18 protein-coding genes are annotated in these 19,607 nt (G+C 35.8%); 2 read left to right on the top strand and 16 right to left on the bottom strand.

Translation table 11 applies throughout. The features are described 5' to 3' along the window. Positions 1 to 3: 3 nt before the first annotated feature. The 8 genes from M902_RS11585 to ybeY all read right to left on the bottom strand — a co-directional run bounded on the left by M902_RS11585 (position 4) and on the right by ybeY (position 8,069). Positions 4 to 483, bottom strand: coding sequence for a 3-hydroxyacyl-ACP dehydratase FabZ family protein (locus M902_RS11585; RefSeq protein WP_021268699.1), 480 nt, complete (start codon positions 481 to 483; stop codon positions 4 to 6). 13 nt (positions 484 to 496) lie between these two features. Next, positions 497 to 1,513, bottom strand: coding sequence for a UDP-3-O-(3-hydroxymyristoyl)glucosamine N-acyltransferase (gene lpxD / locus M902_RS16105; RefSeq protein WP_021268557.1), 1,017 nt, complete (start codon positions 1,511 to 1,513; stop codon positions 497 to 499). Positions 1,514 to 1,586: 73 nt separating this feature from the next. Next, positions 1,587 to 2,087 (bottom strand): OmpH family outer membrane protein, encoded by a 501-nt coding sequence (locus tag M902_RS11575; RefSeq protein WP_021267868.1) that lies wholly within the window; start codon positions 2,085 to 2,087, stop codon positions 1,587 to 1,589. Positions 2,088 to 2,103: 16 nt separating this feature from the next. Continuing rightward, positions 2,104 to 4,398 (bottom strand): outer membrane protein assembly factor BamA, encoded by a 2,295-nt coding sequence (gene bamA / locus M902_RS11570; RefSeq protein ID WP_021267833.1) that lies wholly within the window; start codon positions 4,396 to 4,398, stop codon positions 2,104 to 2,106. Positions 4,399 to 4,526: 128 nt separating this feature from the next. Further along, positions 4,527 to 5,183, bottom strand: a complete 657-nt coding sequence (locus M902_RS11565; protein ID WP_021268248.1) for an ABC transporter ATP-binding protein — start codon at positions 5,181 to 5,183, stop codon at positions 4,527 to 4,529. Next, positions 5,184 to 6,377, bottom strand: a complete 1,194-nt coding sequence (locus tag M902_RS11560) for an FtsX-like permease family protein (protein WP_021268295.1) — start codon at positions 6,375 to 6,377, stop codon at positions 5,184 to 5,186. It lies immediately after the preceding gene. Position 6,378: 1 nt separating this feature from the next. Beyond that, positions 6,379 to 7,492 (bottom strand): peptide chain release factor 2 gene (prfB, locus tag M902_RS11555; protein ID WP_232215064.1). Its coding sequence is split into 2 segments (ribosomal slippage): positions 6,379 to 7,419 and positions 7,421 to 7,492, totalling 1,113 coding nucleotides; the frame shifts between segments, so codons are not numbered across the junction. 28 nt (positions 7,493 to 7,520) lie between these two features. Further along, on the bottom strand, positions 7,521 to 8,069 hold the full coding sequence (ybeY, locus tag M902_RS11550; RefSeq protein WP_021268453.1) for an rRNA maturation RNase YbeY: 549 nt from the start codon (positions 8,067 to 8,069) through the stop codon (positions 7,521 to 7,523). A gap of 72 nt (positions 8,070 to 8,141) precedes the next feature. Here ybeY and mazG point away from each other — a divergent pair, with 72 nt between their 5' ends. Further along, on the top strand, positions 8,142 to 8,948 hold the full coding sequence (gene mazG / locus M902_RS11545) for a nucleoside triphosphate pyrophosphohydrolase (protein ID WP_021268635.1): 807 nt from the start codon (positions 8,142 to 8,144) through the stop codon (positions 8,946 to 8,948). Between the two features lie 2 nt (positions 8,949 to 8,950). Then, complete coding sequence (gene coaE / locus M902_RS11540) at positions 8,951 to 9,601, top strand: dephospho-CoA kinase (protein ID WP_021267759.1); 651 nt, start codon at positions 8,951 to 8,953, stop codon at positions 9,599 to 9,601. Positions 9,602 to 9,633: 32 nt separating this feature from the next. Here coaE and M902_RS11535 read toward each other — a convergent pair whose 3' ends face one another. The 8 genes from M902_RS11535 to fliQ all read right to left on the bottom strand — a co-directional run bounded on the left by M902_RS11535 (position 9,634) and on the right by fliQ (position 19,600). Continuing rightward, positions 9,634 to 11,934: a hypothetical protein gene (locus M902_RS11535; protein ID WP_021268624.1), complete on the bottom strand. Its 2,301-nt coding sequence runs from the start codon at positions 11,932 to 11,934 to the stop codon at positions 9,634 to 9,636. A gap of 208 nt (positions 11,935 to 12,142) precedes the next feature. Next, a complete protein-coding gene (locus tag M902_RS11530) occupies positions 12,143 to 12,928 on the bottom strand; it encodes a FliA/WhiG family RNA polymerase sigma factor (RefSeq protein ID WP_021268065.1) in 786 nt (261 codons plus the stop codon). 16 nt (positions 12,929 to 12,944) lie between these two features. Then, entirely contained in the window at positions 12,945 to 13,841 is an 897-nt protein-coding gene (locus M902_RS11525) for an AAA family ATPase (RefSeq protein WP_021267957.1), read from the bottom strand. 48 nt (positions 13,842 to 13,889) lie between these two features. After that, positions 13,890 to 15,353 (bottom strand): hypothetical protein, encoded by a 1,464-nt coding sequence (locus tag M902_RS11520; RefSeq protein WP_156979830.1) that lies wholly within the window; start codon positions 15,351 to 15,353, stop codon positions 13,890 to 13,892. Between the two features lie 7 nt (positions 15,354 to 15,360). Continuing rightward, positions 15,361 to 17,436 (bottom strand): flagellar biosynthesis protein FlhA, encoded by a 2,076-nt coding sequence (gene flhA / locus M902_RS11515; protein WP_021268270.1) that lies wholly within the window; start codon positions 17,434 to 17,436, stop codon positions 15,361 to 15,363. A gap of 20 nt (positions 17,437 to 17,456) precedes the next feature. Beyond that, on the bottom strand, positions 17,457 to 18,533 hold the full coding sequence (gene flhB, locus M902_RS11510; protein WP_021268423.1) for a flagellar biosynthesis protein FlhB: 1,077 nt from the start codon (positions 18,531 to 18,533) through the stop codon (positions 17,457 to 17,459). A gap of 10 nt (positions 18,534 to 18,543) precedes the next feature. Continuing rightward, a complete protein-coding gene (locus M902_RS11505) occupies positions 18,544 to 19,320 on the bottom strand; it encodes a flagellar biosynthetic protein FliR (RefSeq protein WP_021268508.1) in 777 nt (258 codons plus the stop codon). Positions 19,321 to 19,330: 10 nt separating this feature from the next. Further along, on the bottom strand, positions 19,331 to 19,600 hold the full coding sequence (gene fliQ, locus M902_RS11500; RefSeq protein WP_021267947.1) for a flagellar biosynthesis protein FliQ: 270 nt from the start codon (positions 19,598 to 19,600) through the stop codon (positions 19,331 to 19,333). Between the last annotated feature and the right edge of the window lie 7 nt (positions 19,601 to 19,607).

Genomic DNA, 19,607 nt, shown 5'->3' with positions numbered 1-19,607 from the left:
TTCTTAATTTTCTTTTACTTTAAAAGATGCAAGAACCTGACACTGGCTTACTAGGTCACCTTCGTGAAAGATTTTGCAATCGTTTTGTAAGAAACCAGTACGCATTTTTGTACATACAGTTTCAATATCTAATTTCATACCAGGGTGAACTGGTTTTCTAAACTTTGCGCCCTCAATTGATAATAGCGCAACTTCGAATTCACCTTCTTCTAAATTTTTGTAATAAAGCTTTAATTGAAATGAAGTAAATTGTGCCATCATTTCGACCTGAACAACACCAGGAAGAATCGGGTTTCCAGGAAAGTGTCCTGCAAAGATTGGGTGATCTTCACGAGTTGTATAATTTCCTTTTACAACTGCGCCAACGAGATCTTTTAACTCATTAACTTCCCCTACTGCTTCTACACTTGTAATCTCATCCACGAATAAAAATGGTTCGCGATGAGGGAGAATTTGCATTACTTGTTCTTTGTTTAATTGCATACGTTACCTTCCGTTAAATATTCTTTCGTAAAAAAGCAATTCCTCGTAAAAATTCACGCATAGGTCTTGCCGGATATCCACCAACGACTTCCTTCGGCTTCACGTTTCCAATAGCGATACTGCCTCCTGCAAGTTGAGCGGCCATCCCGACTTCTAAGTTGTCAGCGACAGCGGCCTTTCCACCAAGAACAGCGTAGTCTCCAATCTTTGTGCTGCCACCAAGTCCGACTTGCCCACAGAGAATAACTCCATTACCAATTTGAACGTTATGTGCGACCTGCACTTGATTATCAATTTTAGCGCCACTTCCAATACGTGTTGGTGAAAATGTTCCCTGGTCAATACTAGAATTTGAACCAATTTCAACATCATCACCAATTACAACTCCACCGAAGTGCCAAATCTTATGATGAACACCTTGATAAAAGTTATAACCGAATCCATCACTACCTATAGTCGTACCAGAGTGGATTCGACAATTCTTTCCAATGACAGTTTGAGGATAAATTGTCACGTTAGGATAAATTGTACAATTTTCGGCAATTTGAACATTTGGTAAAATCACACAACCTGGCATGATAGTGCAATCAGCAGCAATTTCGACACCTTCCCCAATAAAAGTATTCTCAGCTATTTTTACAGAAGGATGGATTGTGGCCATGCCACTTTTTCGGCCATCTAGATCATAGCTAAGTGAACCAAGTTTATCGTCGAAAAATATTTTTGATGCTTTTGTAATTGAGATAGGAATATTCGTTGAAGAGACTAATACCTTTGAATTCTCTTCAAGTTCCTTTTTCAATGAATCTTCTAGAGAGTCAAAGAGTTTTGCATCGACAATTAATGCAAGGTTATCGCTAGCTTTGGCCTCTTGATACTTCCTCAAGAACTTCTTAGCACCAATAAAGAGTATTCTTCCTTCAATAATCTCTTCCATCGAAGAAATTCCCGTCACTTCGTAATCAGAATTTCCAGATAGAAAACTCATATCGCTATCGTTTTCGATAATATTTTTAATCAGAATGGACATTTTATCCCCTCCTTTAAAACGACAAAAGGGAATACCTATGTATTCCCTTCATGAGTCTTTTTTTATTAGCAAATTACTTATGTTTTTTATCGTAAGCTTTAATTACATCTTCAGTAATGTCAGTTACTTTTTTGATGTAAAGAATTGGAGTTGTTGAAGTTTCATAAGTCCAATCTAGACCTTTGCTTTTTGATACTTCTTCTACAACACCTTTAATTTTATTTAAAATTGGTCCCTTTGCAGTTTGTTCCATCTTAGCAAGCTCACCTTGGTACTGTTGCATCTTCTGCTGGAAACCAAAGAACTTCTTTTGTAGTTCTTGACCTTTTTGTTGCTTAGTTTTTTCATTCATAACAAGAGCTTGTTTTTCAAACTTCTCTTTTTCTTTTACTAGAGTTTCTTCTTCTTTCTTAAGCTCAGCCTGCTTCTTATCAATTTCTTTTTGCAGCTTATCTTTGATTTTTTTAGATTCTTTCACTGTTAATAGAACTTTTTGAACATCAACACGACCAATATTCATTGCCGATGCAGCTAATGAAGAGAAAAGTAATCCAATCACTAATAAATTTTTCATATCGTCTCCTTACGAATTAGAATAATTGTCCAATATCAAAGTGGAATTTCGTACCGTCATTCATATCTGGGTCTGGGTTAATAGGAACCCCCCACTCAAATCTTAAAACACCAATTGGTGAGAACCAACGGAAACCAAAACCATAATCCATATATATCTTATCGATATCTTCTATTCTCTTTGCTGTACCAGCATCGAAGAATGTTACAAATTTAAGACCCGCTTCTTTTGCAAGAGGGTGCTCAAGCTCAAAAGTTGTAAAAGCTGTAAATGGAGCACCAATATTAAATGACTCTGTTTTATCAGGAGTCCCTGGGTCATTATCGTGATCATATGTCACAGACTCTTTTGGCCCAATATCTTCGATATCGTAACCACGTAAGTTTCTAGCACCACCAAGAGAGAATTTTTCATTTCTAGGAACTGGAATTCCTTGCTTTTCTTCAATTTTCCCCGTGTAGAAACGACTTCTAAACACTAGCTCTTTCCATACAGGATAAAAGTAGCGTAAATCAATTTCATTTTTCCACCACTTTTTATCACCACCTAAACCAGCGTACTCAGTTGCAAGGTTCCAGTAGTATCCATCTGTAGGTTCAAAACGGTTATTTCTCTTATCTTTTACAACAGCAAGGCGCACTGAAGATGTTACACCATCTTCATTTTCATCAACTGTTGGATCTTTAATATCTGTTAACTCAGTTTCTTCAAGTTTATAAGTTGTATAAAGTCTTGTATAATCGAAGATTGGGTAACCAATACGAGCAGCAAAACCATGCTTCTTATAGTCATATGAGTCTAGCTGAGTATCAACAGTTCTAAAGACCTCACCTCCGAGAGTCCATTTCGAATCCATAAAATATGGTTCAGTAAATGAAAGAGAGAAATTTTGCTGTTCTTTTGCGATATTAGTTGAAAACGATAGTTGCTGTCCTAAACCTCTAAAGTTATTTTGAGAAATCGAAGCTTGGAAGAAACCACCTGTGGCAGTTGAATAACCAGCACCTAATGAGATTTGTCCTGTACTCTTCTCTTTAACACTAATTTCAACATCAAGAACATCATCTTGCCCAGGAGAAGAGACCGTATTGAAAATAACACTTCCTGGCTCAAAGAAACCTAGGCGATTTACGTTTTCTTTCGACTCACGTAGCCCTGAACCAGAATACTTTCCACCTTCATGAATCTTAAGTTCACGACGGATGACCTTGTCTCGAGTTTTTGTATTTCCTGTTACCGAGATACGACCAAATTTAGCGAGCTTCCCTTTTTCAAATGAGTATTGGATATCAACTCTATTCTCACCTGGAACTAATTGGATATTTCTAATGACGTTGGCAAATGCATAACCTAAGTCTTGATATGACTCAGTTAAAGTTTGGATATCTTTTCTAAGTAATTCTTCGGAGTAAACTTCTCCGGCCTTAAGCTTAGTCTTCTCTCTTAACTCATCTTCTGTAAAAAGAAGTTCACCTTGAAAGTACACATCACGTACATCAAATTTTGGACCTTCCTTAATTTTAACAGTAATGAAAACCCATTTCTTATCTTCAGAAACTGTAACCTCAGGAACTGCTACATTAACTTGTAGGTAACCCTTCGTTGAATAGAAGTATTTAATTCTTTCGATATCTGTCTTGAAATTAAGTTCTTTGAAATTTCCTGAACCTGAAAGGAATGAGAAAAGACTCTCCTCTCTTGTTTCCATAATCGACTTAACTTCTTCTTCAGCAAAAGCAGTTAACCCTAGAAACGTAACCTTTTTAACTCGAACCTTATCGTATTCACTAATATTGTAAACAAGATGAACATTCTCTTTATCAACTTGTCTAATTTCATACGAAACATTTGCTAGGTAGAAGCCTTTCTCTTCATAAGTTTTCTCCATTTGGCGAACATCGGCTTGAATCGAGTTAACATCAAGAATTGAATACTCTCTTGTTTTAAGGCCTTCGCTCAAATCGTCTTTATCAACTTCATCATTACCTCTAAATACAATCTTAGCGATAATAGGCTTTTCAATAACTTTAAAAATTAGCTTGTTGCCATCTTGATGTGCTTCTACTGATTCGAAATATTTTAGGTTATATATTGTTTTGATATCATCAAAGAGTGTTTCATTCGTTAGAGTAAGGCCCGCACGAGAACGTAACTTATCGAGTACAGCTTCCTTCTCTACTTTCTTCAAACCTTGAACTTCAACACTTGAGATTTTAAATAAACGTACACGTGGTCCAATTTCACTTGCATGAATATTTAAGGTAATTGAAAAAACAATTATATATATAAAACTCTTCAAAGAGTTAATCATCTAGTCTCCGTGATCCAGCGATCTTGTCATGTGTGTGTGCAGACAAAAAATACTTGAGTAAAAAAATATCAATAATCTTACAAAGTTACAAAAAGAAAAACGAACATCCTGCACAAAAAAATGATAATTTAATGCAGAACCCCATCAATCATCGTATGAATACGACTAAACTTTCGAGACATCTCCTCATCATGAGTAACTACAAGAAGAGTTGTACCAAGCTCTCGAGATAGCTCAAAAATCAAGTCGGCCACAATTTTTGAGTTCTTTGAGTCAAGATTACCTGTTGGCTCGTCGCACAGTAGTAGCTTAGGACGCAATGATAGCGCACGAATTAGGTTAATACGCTGCTGTTGACCGCCTGAGATTTCATAAGGATAGCGCTTAAGACATTCAGCTACGCCTAGAGTCTTGGCCAGCGAATGAATATACTTCTTCACATTTGACACATCATGTCCTCCAAGACGTGCTGGAAGTAAAATATTTTCCAGGCAAGTAAGAGATGAGAGTAAAAAGTGAAATTGGAAAACAAATCCTATTTTGGAGTTGCGATAATTTGCTAGCTTCGCATCATTCATTTGGCCAATATTTAAGTTATCGACAGTAATTTGACCGGAAGTAATATTTTCTAGGCCACCTATCAAATACAAAAGAGTCGACTTACCACAACCAGATGAACCTTTAATAACACATTGTTCACCCTGAGATAATTCGAGATCAACACCCTTTAGGATATGTGAGTTTCCAAAGTCTTTGTAAACATTCGATACACTTAAAACTGCCATTTACGAAAACTCCTCTCTTAAACCTTGGGCCATTGATTTTGAATCTAGTCTTTTAAGAACTATAAAAGTTAAAAATATAATAAAGATAAATGAAATAAATCCAACAATAAAAATATCTCTTAATGATAAGAATAGCTCAATACGGTTTAAGTGGTAGACATCTGTTGGAAGAGAGAAAATATCAAGCGTCCCTAAAAGATAGTCAAATATTTCAACACAAATAAGCGAGCCTATAAAAGCAAGAAGCCAGATCCCAATATTTTGAACTAGCCATAGTGTTCTAAACTTTTTTGGAGATAGTCCAATTGCATAGAGTAAGAATATTTCTTGAGAGCGTCTTTCCTTAGAGAAAATAATAAAAGCAAGACAATTGAAAATGGCCAAAACAACCACAATTGAAAAGACAATTGAGATCATGTACTTTTCAAATTCGACGGCCTTAAGAAAAGTTGCAAAGTCACTCCAATACGGAGCGATGCTGTATTCATAATAGAAGACACTCTTCATATCGGCTACGACTTCATTAATCTTAGCTAAGCTACGATATTCAGGCCTTAGCCTTAGACTCATTAAATTGATTCGATCCTTAACCCCAAGAAGAGTTTGAATTTTTTTTAAATTCACATAAACAAAACGACTGCGGTACTCATGAATCTTAAAGGTTTTTATATCTTTGATTTTTAAGACTGCATTTGTTGGTAAATAACGTTCACCTAATTTCCCCGCAGAGAAACTAAACTTAAGAGTATCACCAATTTTAACTTTTAAATCCTGAGCAAGAAGATCACCGATAATAACTTCATTTTCTTTCGGTTCAACAAGTCCATTATCTAGTTGATTAATTTGTTTATTAACACCAACGACAAAGACAGCCTTTCCCTTCTCGTCTTTATTAACAAACGATTGGGTACGAAGCATTGGTATCTTTGTTTCTATTGGAAAATTATTAAGGTCTTTTTGTTCGTTTTCGTTTAATTCAAAAAATCCATTTGTGGCAGTAAGAATAATTTCACCACTTCCTGCATTTAGCGATTTTTTAAGGGTAACTCCAAAGCCATCCATTAGTGCTAAACTACAAAGAATGACTGCTAATGAAAACATTAAGCCTAATATTGTGGCAGCTATAAAGTAGCGTGACGATCGATCTCGAAAAAAAAGTAATTGAAAATCTTTAAACAGATAGAAAAAACTCAATTTACTCTTCCTTCATCCCATCAACTGACCATCTTAAGTAAGCATCCATAAAGCCATCAATATCACCATCCAAAACTTTTTCAGCTTGTGATGATTCGAAATTAGTTCTGTGGTCCTTAACCATTTTATAAGGGTGTAGAACATAAGAGCGAATCTGTGCTCCCCATCCAATTTCTTTCTTATTAGCTTCTTCTTCAGCAGCTGCTGCTCTTTGCTTCTCTAGTTCTAACTCGTATAAACGAGACTTAAGAACTTTCATTGCTTGAATTTTATTTTGTAACTGTGATCTTTCATTCTGACAGGTAACAACTAGACCTGTAGGAAAGTGTGTAATTCTAACGGCAGAATCAGTAGTGTTAACCGACTGTCCTCCAGCTCCACCTGAGCGATAAACATCAATTCGAATATCTTTATCAGCAACTTCAATTTCAATATCATCATCCACTTCTGGAGAGACAAATATTGAAGCAAACGAAGTATGGCGACGATTGGCCGAATCGAATGGAGAAATACGAACAAGGCGATGAACACCTGTTTCAGACTTTAAATTTCCGTAGGCGTAATTACCTTCAATTAGCATCGTAGCAGATTTAATTCCAGCACTATCACCATCTTGTACATCAAGAACTTGAACTTTAAAGTTCTTGTGTTCGGCCCAACGATTAACCATCCTAAAGAGCATACTGGCCCAGTCACATGATTCTGTTCCACCGGCACCAGCATTGATACTAACAATAGCATTATTTGAATCGGCATCATCGGAAAGAAGAACCTTCAGTTCTGCTTTATTAAATTCATCGACAAATTCATCAGCAATCTCAATCGCCCCAGTTGTAGAGTCTTCATCCCCTTCAGCTGCGTACTCTATTAAAATTTCGAATTCATCATATAAGTCTTTTAATTTTGTATAAGTATTAACGACATCTTCTAAAAGGTTTTTTTCTTTTTGAACTTTGGCAGCGTTCTGATTGTCGTCCCAGAAGCCAGGCATGGCCTCCATATCTTGAATTTCACTTATGCGTGCTGACTTTTGGTCAACATCAAAGTGACCTCCTTAAACTAGCAAGCTTATCATCGTAACTTACCATCAGTGACTTTTTCTCACCAAGGGCTATGCGAGTACTTTCTTCCATTTCTACTTTCCTATTTCTTTTGCCTAGATTTTTTAATTTTAGTTAGAATCTCTTTTTCAAGAGCTTCCATAATTTCTTCTTCCTCTTGCGAGATTTCGTGATCATATCCTAACAAATGAAGAAGTCCGTGACAAAATAAGTGAATAACTTCTTGCTCAAGTTCTAGATCAAACTCTCTAGCTTGTTTTGCTGCTACATTTCGACTAATGATTATATCACCAAGCATTACTGGCCCAGGAAGAACGAAATCCGTACTGTCTGGACGTAAGCTCTCATACATAGGAAAAGATAGAACATCTGTTGTTTTATTCTTACCTCGATGATCGCGATTAATTTGCTTCATGCGAGAATCCCCACAAAAATGAAGATCCACTTCAATCTCTTCATGAACTTTTTTATCTAAACAAGTGTTCTTTGAGTAAAGAAAATTACTTATGACAACAAGTGAGTCTTTTAGCATATTTTCACAGGCTTTAAGTCCCCAATCACTTCTAGAATTGTCAGCTAAGTTAACAATAAGTCTTGATTTGTTCACTTGAATAGTTGCGCTATGGGCCATTATTTCCAATCTCTTTTTAAGGGTGTATTATTCTGTCTTAGGTTACATAGATTATATTATCAAGGCAAAGTTATGTCACTAAGCGAAATGGAAAGATTAAGAGAAGTTGTTGCAAAGTTAAGAGATCCTAAAGATGGTTGTCCATGGGATCTAGAGCAAACTCACAAATCCCTTTTAAAGTATTTAATGGAAGAATCTTATGAGTTCATGCATGCAGTGGAAGACGGTAACTACAAGAAAATGGAAGACGAATTAGGTGACGTTCTTCTACAAGTTGTTCTTCACTCTCAATTAGCAAGTGAAGTATCTAAGTTTGATCTTAACTCTGTTGCCAAAACCATCGCTGATAAAATGGTAAGACGCCATCCCCATGTGTTTACTAATAACAAGGCCAAAGATGTTGCAGAAATTAAGCAACGTTGGGAAGAAATAAAAAAGGCCGAAAAAGCAAACGAAGAAAGCCTTAAGAAATATGAAATCTGTAATGAACTCCTCTCTTTTCCGGCCCTTACAAGTGCTGCAAAAATTGGAAAGAAAACGAATAAAATAAACTTTGACTGGGAAGATTACACGCAAGTAATGTATAAAGTTGAAGAGGAGTGGCAGGAGCTAAAAGAAGAACTCACTCCAGGGCGCGAGCTCAATAAAGAAAGAGTCCAAGAAGAAATGGGAGACCTTTTATTTTCAGTTGCACAACTTGCAAGACATCTTGATCTTGATCCTGAAGTTACATTGCGAGAAGCAAACTTAAAATTTAAAAGGCGATTTAATCAGCTTGAAGACATTGCCAGAGAAGAAGGCATTATCATTCGTGAAAGCTCTCAGGACGAACTTGAAACTCTCTGGTCTCGCGTTAAAGAAATCGAAAAAAGCAACTAGTTATGAAAGCATCATCTATTAAGCTAAAAAAAGAATTTATCACTCTAAAAAAAGATAAGCGTCTTTATCAAATGCCTTGTCCTGTTGTTGGACTAACTGGTGGAATCGCTACAGGAAAGTCAACTGTATCAAAGATATTACATGAAAAAGGCTTCCCTATTATTGATGCAGATTTACTTGTCAAAGAAGTATATAAAACACAAGAGTCTCTTGAGCACCTACAGAGTTACTACCCACGTGTTATCGAAGTAGATAGCACAATTAACTTTAAGCTACTACGGGAATATTTTTTTCAAGACATACAAATCCAAAATGATATCGAAAGCCTAATCTATCGTCAGCTTCCCGAAGCTTTCTTAAAAGCTTTTAAAGATCTCGGCTCTCCAAAAGTTGTGATCTACGACGTTCCTCTTTTATTTGAAAAGAATCTCGATTCTTTCATTGATCACAAGGTCGTAGTTTATTGCTCACGTGCAAAGCAAGTTGAGCGCCTAATGGCCCGTGATGGTATTGAAAAAGACTTGGCCTGTAAAATTCTAGCAAAACAAATAGATATCGAGGAAAAAGCAAAGCTTGCTGATACTGTCATCGATAACTCAGGTCAGCCTGAAGATTTGAATTTAAATATGTTTTTAGATCACTTTGATTTATAGAAATAAAAAAGGCTCCAATAAGGAGCCTTTTTTTACAATATTGGATTACTATCTGCAACAGTATGCTCTATCTCGCCATTTTGGCTACGAAGATTTTGGAAACTGCCATACAGCCCTCGAAGAGAAGAGATAAGTTCTTCATCTTCCTCTTGAGCAAATCGTGAAAGATGTTGAGTTTGAGTGGCCACATCATTAATTTCACTTCTAATTGCTTTGAAAGTATCTTTAATAGTACCAACATCTGGTACTTCTTTACTATCCATAATAATTTGAACCTTAGATAGGCCAACATCTAGCTGTGTTGAAACTTTTGAAAAACTTCCTAGTGTTGAATTAAATTCTTTAAGCTCACCAGCGAACTTCCCTACTGTTACATCACTAGCTACTCCACGTTGGATTTGATCAATAATTTGAGAACTTCTTGCTCTAAATAGCTCAACCTGTGACTTTAATGATTTAAATTGATCACGTGATCTTACAAGCCCTGCATAAGCTGCTTTATTCTCATTAATAATTTCAACAATCTCACCTGATCGTGTTGCTAATTCAATTTCTTCATCAAATAAGCGGTTTGTCATTTCGATCATATATCGATTCATTTCTTCAAACTTAGCTCTCATTTCGACAACTGATACAATTTTATCTTTTGCAATTTTAAATTTATTAATCGCATCTTTTTGTAAATCTTTTTGACCTTCAAAAATAATTCTAACGTCATCAATAATCTTGTATTGTTCAAATAAATTATTTTCTAGAAGCTCAATTTCTTTTAAGAATGAAGCTTTCTGCATTAAGAAATGGTCATTAACCTTTGTGAATTTCTCATATACATTATCAATTCCTGCTGCAGAAAAGTCTTGCTGTAGCTTCTCTCTAAAATCACCATTAAATTTATCATCAATAAGCGCATCGAGAGATTTCCAAACAGGAGAAACTACCGACTTCATCTGATTAGATAATGTTTCCTCTAAACTTCTTAATGGATAAAAGATAACCATAATACGTTTTTGATCTGCGTACTCAACTGGCGAAACATACATTTCGAAAGGAGCAGCTTCTTTGTCATTTTCTGTTTTAACTTGAATCTGATAGATGCCTGCTACACCATCTCTCACAGCACTTATAACCGGATCGTTTTCACCGAGATTTGTAAATGTACTTAAATAATCCCAAGTTATGCTCATATCTTTTTTAGCGCTATCGATACTCCAGTGTTCATAAAATAAAGAGTTGGCCCAAACAGCATTTAGATTTGAATCTAGAAGTAGTGATGAGAAAGGCATTGCATCTTGAAAAATTGAACCAAAACTCATTCTCTTGTGGATATAACCACGATATTTTTCAATCTCTTCTTTAAATGGATGTGACCACTCCCCTTTGAGTGAAGCTTTCACTGGTATTACTCCATCCTTTATAAGATCTAGCGAAGTTGCTTCAAGCATTTTCTTTGCTCTTTTTTCAGAGTAAGCAAACATAAAAAGTCCACCAGCAAAGATTGTCACTAGAATTCCAATAATTGCGACAAGTCCATAAAGAGTTGTTTGTGAAGTTTGATTTAATTCAATCTTTTGATAAGTCAGTTTTGGACCAAATTTCTCACTCCACGCAAGATAGCTCTTATTTGTAGTTTTCCAAATGCTATCAAAATCACGAAGTGTATTAAGAGACTTTTCTAAAAGATTTAATTCTGTTCTTAAAGTTCCAAGACGAACAACAATAAGGTTCTTATCTTCATCCGAAAGAACTGATCTCATTGTTACCTTTTCCATATAGTCCACATCACCTGCTATCGATGCATGTAGACGTTTTAAATTTCCGTAACTATAAAAATTAGAACTCTTAGTTGTTCCAACAGATATTTTCGTTTTAATTTTATTCGAAATTCTTGTTAGCGTTCTCCACTGATTATGGACAACAAAATTTTGGAAACCAATCATCTTCGTTCTAAGAACATTAATAAGTGTTGATTTATTTGCAGAAGTTGTTATGTCATCTAACTTTTTTCTAAGATCAGAGAAATTATTACTAAGAGTCTCATATTCAGTAATATTTACGATTTCATTTAGTTCTGTAATAGAATTTTGAAATTTTTCAAATTCAGAAGTTGCCTCTTTTGTACGATCAACTCTTACTAACTCTTTAATACCTTCAAGGGTATTAGAATTTTTCACTTCTTCAAACTTAGAAGTTGATTCGTACACCATTGTCATACGATCAAAATTAGCAGGGCCATTCTTCCAAAAGGACCAAACCCCGTAGGAAATAAGTGCTGTCGTTAGAATAAGAGAAACAGAGAAATAGATAAACAACGGCTTACTGAAACGAAGCTTCATTATAGGTCTCCTAAATGTCGGAATCGGAAAATCACTTCCATATGTTAACGGTCCTTCACATCCTGTGAACGTAAGAAATTTCTACATTTATTATGCAATTTTTTAATTGAATTTTAAAGACTTAATTAATTTATTTTATAGGCAAACAAAGGCCCTTTATATTAAAGGGCCTGAGTAAAAAAGTATGTTTTTTCGTTTTAAATTTTGATTAACTAACTAGTTCTTCATAACCTTCAAACATATTTTGCAGCTTAGCTTTAAGCTTCATTACAGCTTGAGTATGTAATTGAGAAACACGTGACTCCGTTACATCTAGTACCTGACCAATTTCCTTAAGGTTTAAGTCTTCGTAGTAGTATAGAGAAAGAACAAGTCTCTGCTTTTCTGGAAGTTGTTCGATTCCCTCTTTAATTTTGTCTCTGAAGTTTTTATTTGAAACAGCAGTAAATGGATTCATTGCTTTACTGTCTTCATTTAGTCCGGCCATTGCACGCTTATCATTGCGATTAAATGTCGCTGAGTCATCAATGTTAAGGATAGAGACTGATTTTGCTTTATTTAGCATCGTGTGAAATTCTTCTTTAGAACACTCTAGTTCTTTACACATTTCATCATCAGTTGCTGGACGGCCAAGTTCAGATTCCAACTTTGAATATGCACGATCAATTAACTTTGCCTTCTCTCTTACAGAACGAGGTACCCAGTCTTGAGAACGAAGTTCATCTAAGATTGCTCCTCTAATTCTAAATTCTGCATAAGTTTTAAATTTATTATCACGTGAAGGATCAAATTTTTCAATTGCATCCATTAGTCCAATAACACCACATGAAATTAGATCATCTAATTCAATATTTGATGGTAGGCGTGATGCAATTTTTTGTGCAATATACTTAATTAATGGAGCGTATTCTACTACGATCTCATCTTTTACTTTTGGATCTACAGTTGATCTATAATCTTTTAAATTCTTTAACTTTTTGGCCAACGATGACATCTCTCTCACTCCTTGATTAAGCTAGTTGCTGTGGGTTACTACCAGCACGACTGAATCCCTTCAGCAACGCAGGCGCGACTCGACTAGTACTGTCCTCGTCGGTAAATTTATTAATGATATTAGTGTAATATTTCGAAAGGGAATTCTTTTCCGTTTTCAAAAGAGCGTGATCAAATTTGTCAGATGGAATTTCTAAATTCTTCACACCTCCTAATACACTTAGGTTCGCTTGCATAAAGCTAGCAACAGTATCCACTAGAGATTTCACTACTTTTCGATACTGTTGATTTGAATCAACTCTATTCACAATGAGGTGATTATTTTTAATTTGATATTTTTGATTTAGAATTTTAATTAAGGCGTATGTATCAGTGATAGAAGAACGGTCAGGATTAACAACCATAAAACGATAATCAGCGTACGCCTGTAGATTTATCGTCTCTTTGTTGACGCCAGCTGGACAATCTAGAATCACGTGATCATATTCACTTCTATGTGCCGCAATAATATCGATAATAAATTTATCGTGCTCAAAGCTAGTATCGAATAAATCACTATTACCATTACAACCACTTAGAAGGTGTATATTTCCAAGTTTGTATAGACATTCATCAAATGATTTTTCTAGTGAAAGAAGGGAGTAAAAATTATCGTTTAGAGGTAGTCCTAATTTAACGGCAGTATTTGAAAGGTTATAATCGCAATCGATTAAAAGAACCTTCTTGCCTTTAGTACTAAGTTCGTTGGCAATCATTAAAGCAGTAGTGGTCTTCCCTACACCGCCTTTACCTGATCCAACTGCAATAATTTCACATTCTTCATTAAGGTAATTAAGAGGGGTTTTAACATTCAATTCGCAGCTATCATCACTACGGTGTGACAACAACCATGTTGAAAGATCGTTTCTGGACATCCTGTCTCCTAAACAAAACTTAAAAATTTAATCTAATAACAAAAAAAGCTACAGCTTAAAAATACCGGCCAAAATCCTTTCGGCGGTTGCAGCTTCTAGGTCATCAGGAACAATCTCACCCGTTCCAAAAAACTTATAAGGTAACGAGTTAAAGTCAATTGCAAGATTAAAGAGTGACCCATAATTCAAGCATTGATCTAAGTGTGTTACCACTAAACCATTTGCAATATTTGCATAACGATTTAGTACTTTTCTATTATACAACTCTGTATTGATTCCCGATAGACAGATTAAAACTTCCACATTTTCAAAACTACGTCTTAATCCATCAACGAACTTCTTGATTTCATTGATTTCTTGGTTTGTTGCCTTGTAGTCGATAAAAACATTTTTCTTTGTTTCTATTGATTTTCTTGTTTGAGCAACGATTTCAGAAATTGATTCACAGATATTTGATTCAACATTAAAAAACTTTTCAGAAAAAGAAGTATTATCTTTAAATCCTGTGTTGGCCTTATTTCTAATAATTACAGAGTCCTGCTTAAGAGCAGAAAGCTTTGTTAGCATAGAGCTCTGACCACATGAAGCATCAGAAATAAGAACTGTTACAGTTTTAGACTCTTCATTATCAACAGAAGAAAAAAGTGGCATTGCCGTTCTTACTTCCCCCATCATTTCTTTTAGTGCAAATTCGAAAACTGTATCTGGGTTTTCTTTTTCTTCATCAGATAATTCAAAATTTGCCTTACGTACAACCTTTTGAATATATCTTTCTTCGATATCTAAGCTTCTAAAGATTGTTACCATCTCTTTAACACCAAGGGCCTGAGGTTTAGTCATCACCTGAACACTTTGGCTTAATTCAAATATTTTCTTTTCAAGCTCATCAATTTTATTTCTTTGAGTTTCCATTAACTCACTTACTTCTTCACTATTTGCACGTGTTTCATGAAGAGGTTGAGACTGAACTGATCTTGCATGTTGAACCTGTGGTCTTTCAACAATAACTTCTTCCTGAATTTCTTCTTCAAGAGAGAAGTCCCCATTTAAAAAATCATTAAAGTGTTCAGACTCAGCATTTGCAGCGGCTTTTTTTACTTCTTCACGATCAATAGAATTTAGAAAATCATCAAGTCCAGAGTTTGCTTGAGAAGAGTTTTCTTCAACAGCACTCACCTTTCGGTTAAGGCCTAAACTTCCATATCCATTTAGTGAGTTAGTTTGTGCTTGTCCATTAGTATTTTGATCGTGTGAATTTATCATATTTGCAATATAAGATGAGTTGTTTTTATAAAATGAATCTTTTTGTTCCGGATTAAGAACGTTATCAACCTTGGCCTTCTTAGTGTAGTTTTTTTCAGAAATTGCAGCAGTGATTTCAATTTTCTTCTTTTTAAAAGCGCCTTTAATTCCTTTATTAGTCTGTGTCTTAAGAATAATTGCGTCAGGTCCTAGCTCGGCCTTAATATTCGCTAATGCCTCATCTAAAGAATCTGCTTCAAATTTTCTCACGTACATCCTATAACCTCACCGTTCCAAGTGACCTAATATTCACATCCGGACTTAATTCATTATGACTTACTACAATCAAGTTTGGTATGAATTTTTCTGTCAATTTCTTAAAGTGACCGCGAATAACTGGTGAGCAAAGAACAATCATCTTTTCTCCCATGTTTGTGGCCTCCTCTATTTTCTCATTTAAACTGGCCAAAATCGATTGGGTAATTCTTGGGTCTAAAGAAACTTGTTGACCATTTTCTGTTTGTATGAGATTGCCAGCAACCTGTTCTTCTATTTTACGATCTAACGTAAATATCGGCAAATCACCATTGGCAGACTTTATAGATTCAGTAATAGTGCGGTATAACGATTGTCTGACGTTTTCAGTCAGAAGATCTGTATCCTTAATTCTTGTGCCATGTTCAGAAAGAGACTCTAGGATCGTACGTAGGTCTCTGATGGAAACATTTTCCCTTAAAAGGTTCTGTAACACCTTTAAAACTGCCCCAAGAGGAAGGATTTCTGGAACAAGATCAGCAACAATTTTAGGATAGTGTTCTTTAAAATTATCCATAACTCGAACAAGTTCCTGGCGACCAAATAACTCATGTAAATTAGTTCTTAAGATCTCAGTTAAGTGAGTTGCTAGAACAGTTGACAGATCCACTACAGTATAACCGTTAAATCCGGCATCATCCTTCTGGTCTTCAGTAATCCATACAGCAGGTAAGCCAAATACTGGTTCAATTGTTTCAATGCCATCAATTGGCTCAATAACACTTCCAGGGTCCATTGCAAGGTAGTGATCTGGTACAAGTTCACCTTGAGCAACCTCCACACCTTTAATCTTTAGTGAGTATCCACCAGGAGCAAGCTCAAGATTGTCCTTAATTCGTACAGAAGGAATAATTACACCCCAATCTAGTGCAAATTGCTTTCTCATATAAGTGATACGCTCAAGAAGGTCACCATTTTGAGATGAATCCACTAGATTAACTAGTCCATATCCTACCTCAAGTTCAACAAGCTCAAGATTAAGAAGATCTTCTAGTGACTCAGGAGTTGATTTCTTTTCCTCTTCAACAACTGTTTCAGCAGCAAGCTTCTCTTGAACAATTTCATTTTCCATTTTATTTGAAACATAAACGAGGACCAGGCCTACTGTGATAAATGGAAGTTTAGGCAAACCTGGAATCATTGCAAAGATTAGAAGTACACATCCAGCAATTAGAACAGCTTTTGGGTGAAGCTTAAATTGCTTACTCATTTGAGCACCAAGATTATCTTCACTTGTATTTCTTGTTGCAATAATACCGGCAGCAGTTGAAATAATTAGAGCAGGAATTTGTGAAACAAGTCCATCCCCTACCGTTAGAAGAGTATATGTTTCAGCAGCACTTCCAAAACTCATTTTATACTGACCAACACCAACGATTATCCCACCGATGATATTAATGGCCGTAATTAAGATCCCTGCAATAGCATCCCCTCGAACAAACTTCGAAGCACCATCCATTGACCCGTAAAAATCTGCTTCTTCAGCAACCTCAGCACGTCTTCTCTTTGCATCTTCATCATTAATCAGACCAGCATTTAAGTCAGCATCAATGGCCATCTGCTTACCAGGCATTGCATCGAGTGTGAACCTTGCGCCTACTTCAGCAACCCTTCCAGCACCTTTGGTGATTACCATAAAGTTGATAATTACCAGAATAATAAAAACAATGATACCAACAACAAAGTTTCCCTCAACAACGAACTCGCCGAAACTTCGAATGATTTCACCGGCGGCACTCGTTCCTTCACTTCCTGAACGAAGTAGAATGTTACGAGTTGAAGCAACGTTAAGAGAGAGTCTAAATAATGTTGTTACAAGAAGAACTGCAGGAAAAGTTGAGAAATCTAGAGGTTTCTTAGTATAGACAGAAACCAATAGAATAATAATTGCGAATGATAGTGTAATTGCTAAAAGTAAATCGAGTACCACTGGTGGTACCGGAATAATCATAACGGCCAGAACTGCTAGAATACCGATCGCTACTGCGAGGTCTGAATTTTCTGTTAATACTTTTAATCTCTTAAAGATATCATCCATGATACTTTCCTAAAATTTAATTAGCTAATAGCTTTTTGCTTTTTCTTAAGCTTATAAACAAACGCCAGTACTTCAGCGACTGCTTTATATAAAGTACGTGGGACTCCTTCCCCTACTTTAACTGACTTATATAGTGCTCGTGCTAAAGGAACGTTTTCAACAATTGGAATATTATGTTCTTTAGCAATTTCTCTAATTCTAAGCGCAAGATGATCTGCACCCTTTCCAACAATACCAGGAGCGATCATCGTCTCTTGGTCATATTTTATGACAATAGAAATGTGAGTTGGATTAGTTACAATAACATCCGCAGATTGTACATCTGCAAGCATTCTCTTTTGTGCTTGCTCTCGTTGGATTTGGCGAATTCTTTGCTTCACTTCAGGAGAACCATCTTGCTCTTTTGACTCTCTCTTTGCTTCTTCTTTTGTCATCATAAGTTTTTTCTTATGAGCATACTTTTGATATGCGAAGTCTCCAGCGGCAACTACGACAAGACCTGCAAGGATTGAAAAACCAAGTTTTACCAGAATGTCTTTTCCAATAACAAAGGCTTGAAAAAAGTCAACGTGTAGAAAACCTACAAATTGCGTAATATCATCCTTCATATATAAGTAAACAATTCCAAGAACAATGATAAATTTAAAAACACCTTTAATTGCTTCAACAACTGCCTTCATCGAAAATAGGTTCTTGGTCCCTTTAATCGGATCTATTCTTTCTGGTTTAAATTCTAGAACTTCAGGTGCGTAGATAAATCCAATTTGAGCAACATTTGCAATGATACCAGCACAAAGAGAGACAATACAAACTGGTGCAGCACAAACTAAAGCTGTTGTAGCCGTTTTATTCGCAATTGTTTTCAGAGACTTCTCAGTGAAAGCAGTTGCAGGATCAAGGTGCATAATCCATCTAATAAACTCTTCCATTTCTTGATAAATAAAAAGAAGAGAAAGGGCCAGAGTCATGATACAGGCAGCCAGCACTAACACACTCGTTAGTTCTTTCGAAGATGCAACCTCCCCCTTTCTTTTCGATTCGTCAATTCGATGCTGGGAAGGGTCTTCCGTTTTTTCTTGATCTGTATCTTCGGCCACGACTTACCCCTTAAATGATAAAGTTAAACCACTCGCCAAGCCTTTCCGTATACATTCTAAATGCTACTTGAAAGAACTCATCGCTTGTTGCCGTAAATACTAGTAGACCTAGTCCAATATTGACGACAAAGCTAACCATAATGATATTCATTTGTGGAACAGTACGAGCAATAATTCCTAGAACCGTACTGATGAGCATATTTGTAAAAATTAATGGTGTCGCCAGCATAATTGCTGCAATAAAAATTGATTTGAATGCTTCGATATAGAAGATATGCGACTTTGCAAATACACCAAAATCATAAATATGAATCGTGTAAAAAGATTGAAAAATCCCTTTAAACATTGGTAATAAAGCACCTGATGAAACAACCATAACGAGAACAGTCCATTGTATTAGCCTTTCGAAAGGACCTACTTGCTGACCAGAAGAAGGATCGAAGTAGCGAATGGCCGCAAATCCAATTTGCTGGGTAATAATACTACCTGCAGACAGGAAGATACCCATAATTGATTTTACCAAATATCCAATTATCAATCCAATAAGTGTGTAAATAATAGTTAGGGCCCAGAACTGGTCCTTACCCACAAACATAATATCTTTGATTACTTCACCCTGAATATACGGATAGAAGCAAAAGCTCATCACTAGTGTCGATAAGATCTTAACAATCATAGGAATTGGTAAGTTATCGTAAATAGGAAGCTGAAAATTAATAGCCAGCAGTCTGGTAAAAATTAACCAGAATGCAATGATTGGGACAATGTCAGTAATTTGAATTGTCATCTAACTTGGCCTACCTTCCAGTAACAAGACTTGGAATAGAAATAATTAGATCTTTTGTAAATGTTGTTAACTGATCCGTCATCCACGGAGCAGTAAGAACAAGCGCGCCAACAATCACTAGGATCTTTGGAATAAATGAAAGTGTCTGCTCATTGATTTGAGTAACAGCTTGAAAAATTGAAACTAAAATACCCATAATAAGTGCACCTGCCAACATTGGTGCAGATATCATCAGTCCAATTGTAATTGCTTGTCTTGCGATGTCAGAAAAAAAGTCCATGATTACT

This window comes from Bacteriovorax sp. BAL6_X (assembly GCF_000443995.1).
Classification (GTDB): domain Bacteria; phylum Bdellovibrionota; class Bacteriovoracia; order Bacteriovoracales; family Bacteriovoracaceae; genus Halobacteriovorax_A.
This window is presented reverse-complemented; position numbering and strand designations above follow the sequence as displayed.

Coding starts and splice junctions, on each gene's coding strand:
- M902_RS11575 (WP_021267868.1), bottom strand. CDS start 2,087: ATGAAAAATTTATTAGTGATTGGATTACTTTTCTCTTCATTAGCTGCA.
- bamA (WP_021267833.1), bottom strand. CDS start 4,398: ATGATTAACTCTTTGAAGAGTTTTATATATATAATTGTTTTTTCAATT.
- fliQ (WP_021267947.1), bottom strand. CDS start 19,600: ATGGACTTTTTTTCTGACATCGCAAGACAAGCAATTACAATTGGACTG.
- M902_RS11530 (WP_021268065.1), bottom strand. CDS start 12,928: ATGTCATCGTTGGCCAAAAAGTTAAAGAATTTAAAAGATTATAGATCA.
- ybeY (WP_021268453.1), bottom strand. CDS start 8,069: ATGGCCCATAGCGCAACTATTCAAGTGAACAAATCAAGACTTATTGTT.
- M902_RS11505 (WP_021268508.1), bottom strand. CDS start 19,320: ATGACAATTCAAATTACTGACATTGTCCCAATCATTGCATTCTGGTTA.
- mazG (WP_021268635.1), top strand. CDS start 8,142: ATGTCACTAAGCGAAATGGAAAGATTAAGAGAAGTTGTTGCAAAGTTA.
- M902_RS11565 (WP_021268248.1), bottom strand. CDS start 5,183: ATGGCAGTTTTAAGTGTATCGAATGTTTACAAAGACTTTGGAAACTCA.
- M902_RS11585 (WP_021268699.1), bottom strand. CDS start 483: ATGCAATTAAACAAAGAACAAGTAATGCAAATTCTCCCTCATCGCGAA.
- lpxD (WP_021268557.1), bottom strand. CDS start 1,513: ATGTCCATTCTGATTAAAAATATTATCGAAAACGATAGCGATATGAGT.
- coaE (WP_021267759.1), top strand. CDS start 8,951: ATGAAAGCATCATCTATTAAGCTAAAAAAAGAATTTATCACTCTAAAA.
- M902_RS11535 (WP_021268624.1), bottom strand. CDS start 11,934: ATGAAGCTTCGTTTCAGTAAGCCGTTGTTTATCTATTTCTCTGTTTCT.
- M902_RS11525 (WP_021267957.1), bottom strand. CDS start 13,841: ATGTCCAGAAACGATCTTTCAACATGGTTGTTGTCACACCGTAGTGAT.
- flhA (WP_021268270.1), bottom strand. CDS start 17,436: ATGGATGATATCTTTAAGAGATTAAAAGTATTAACAGAAAATTCAGAC.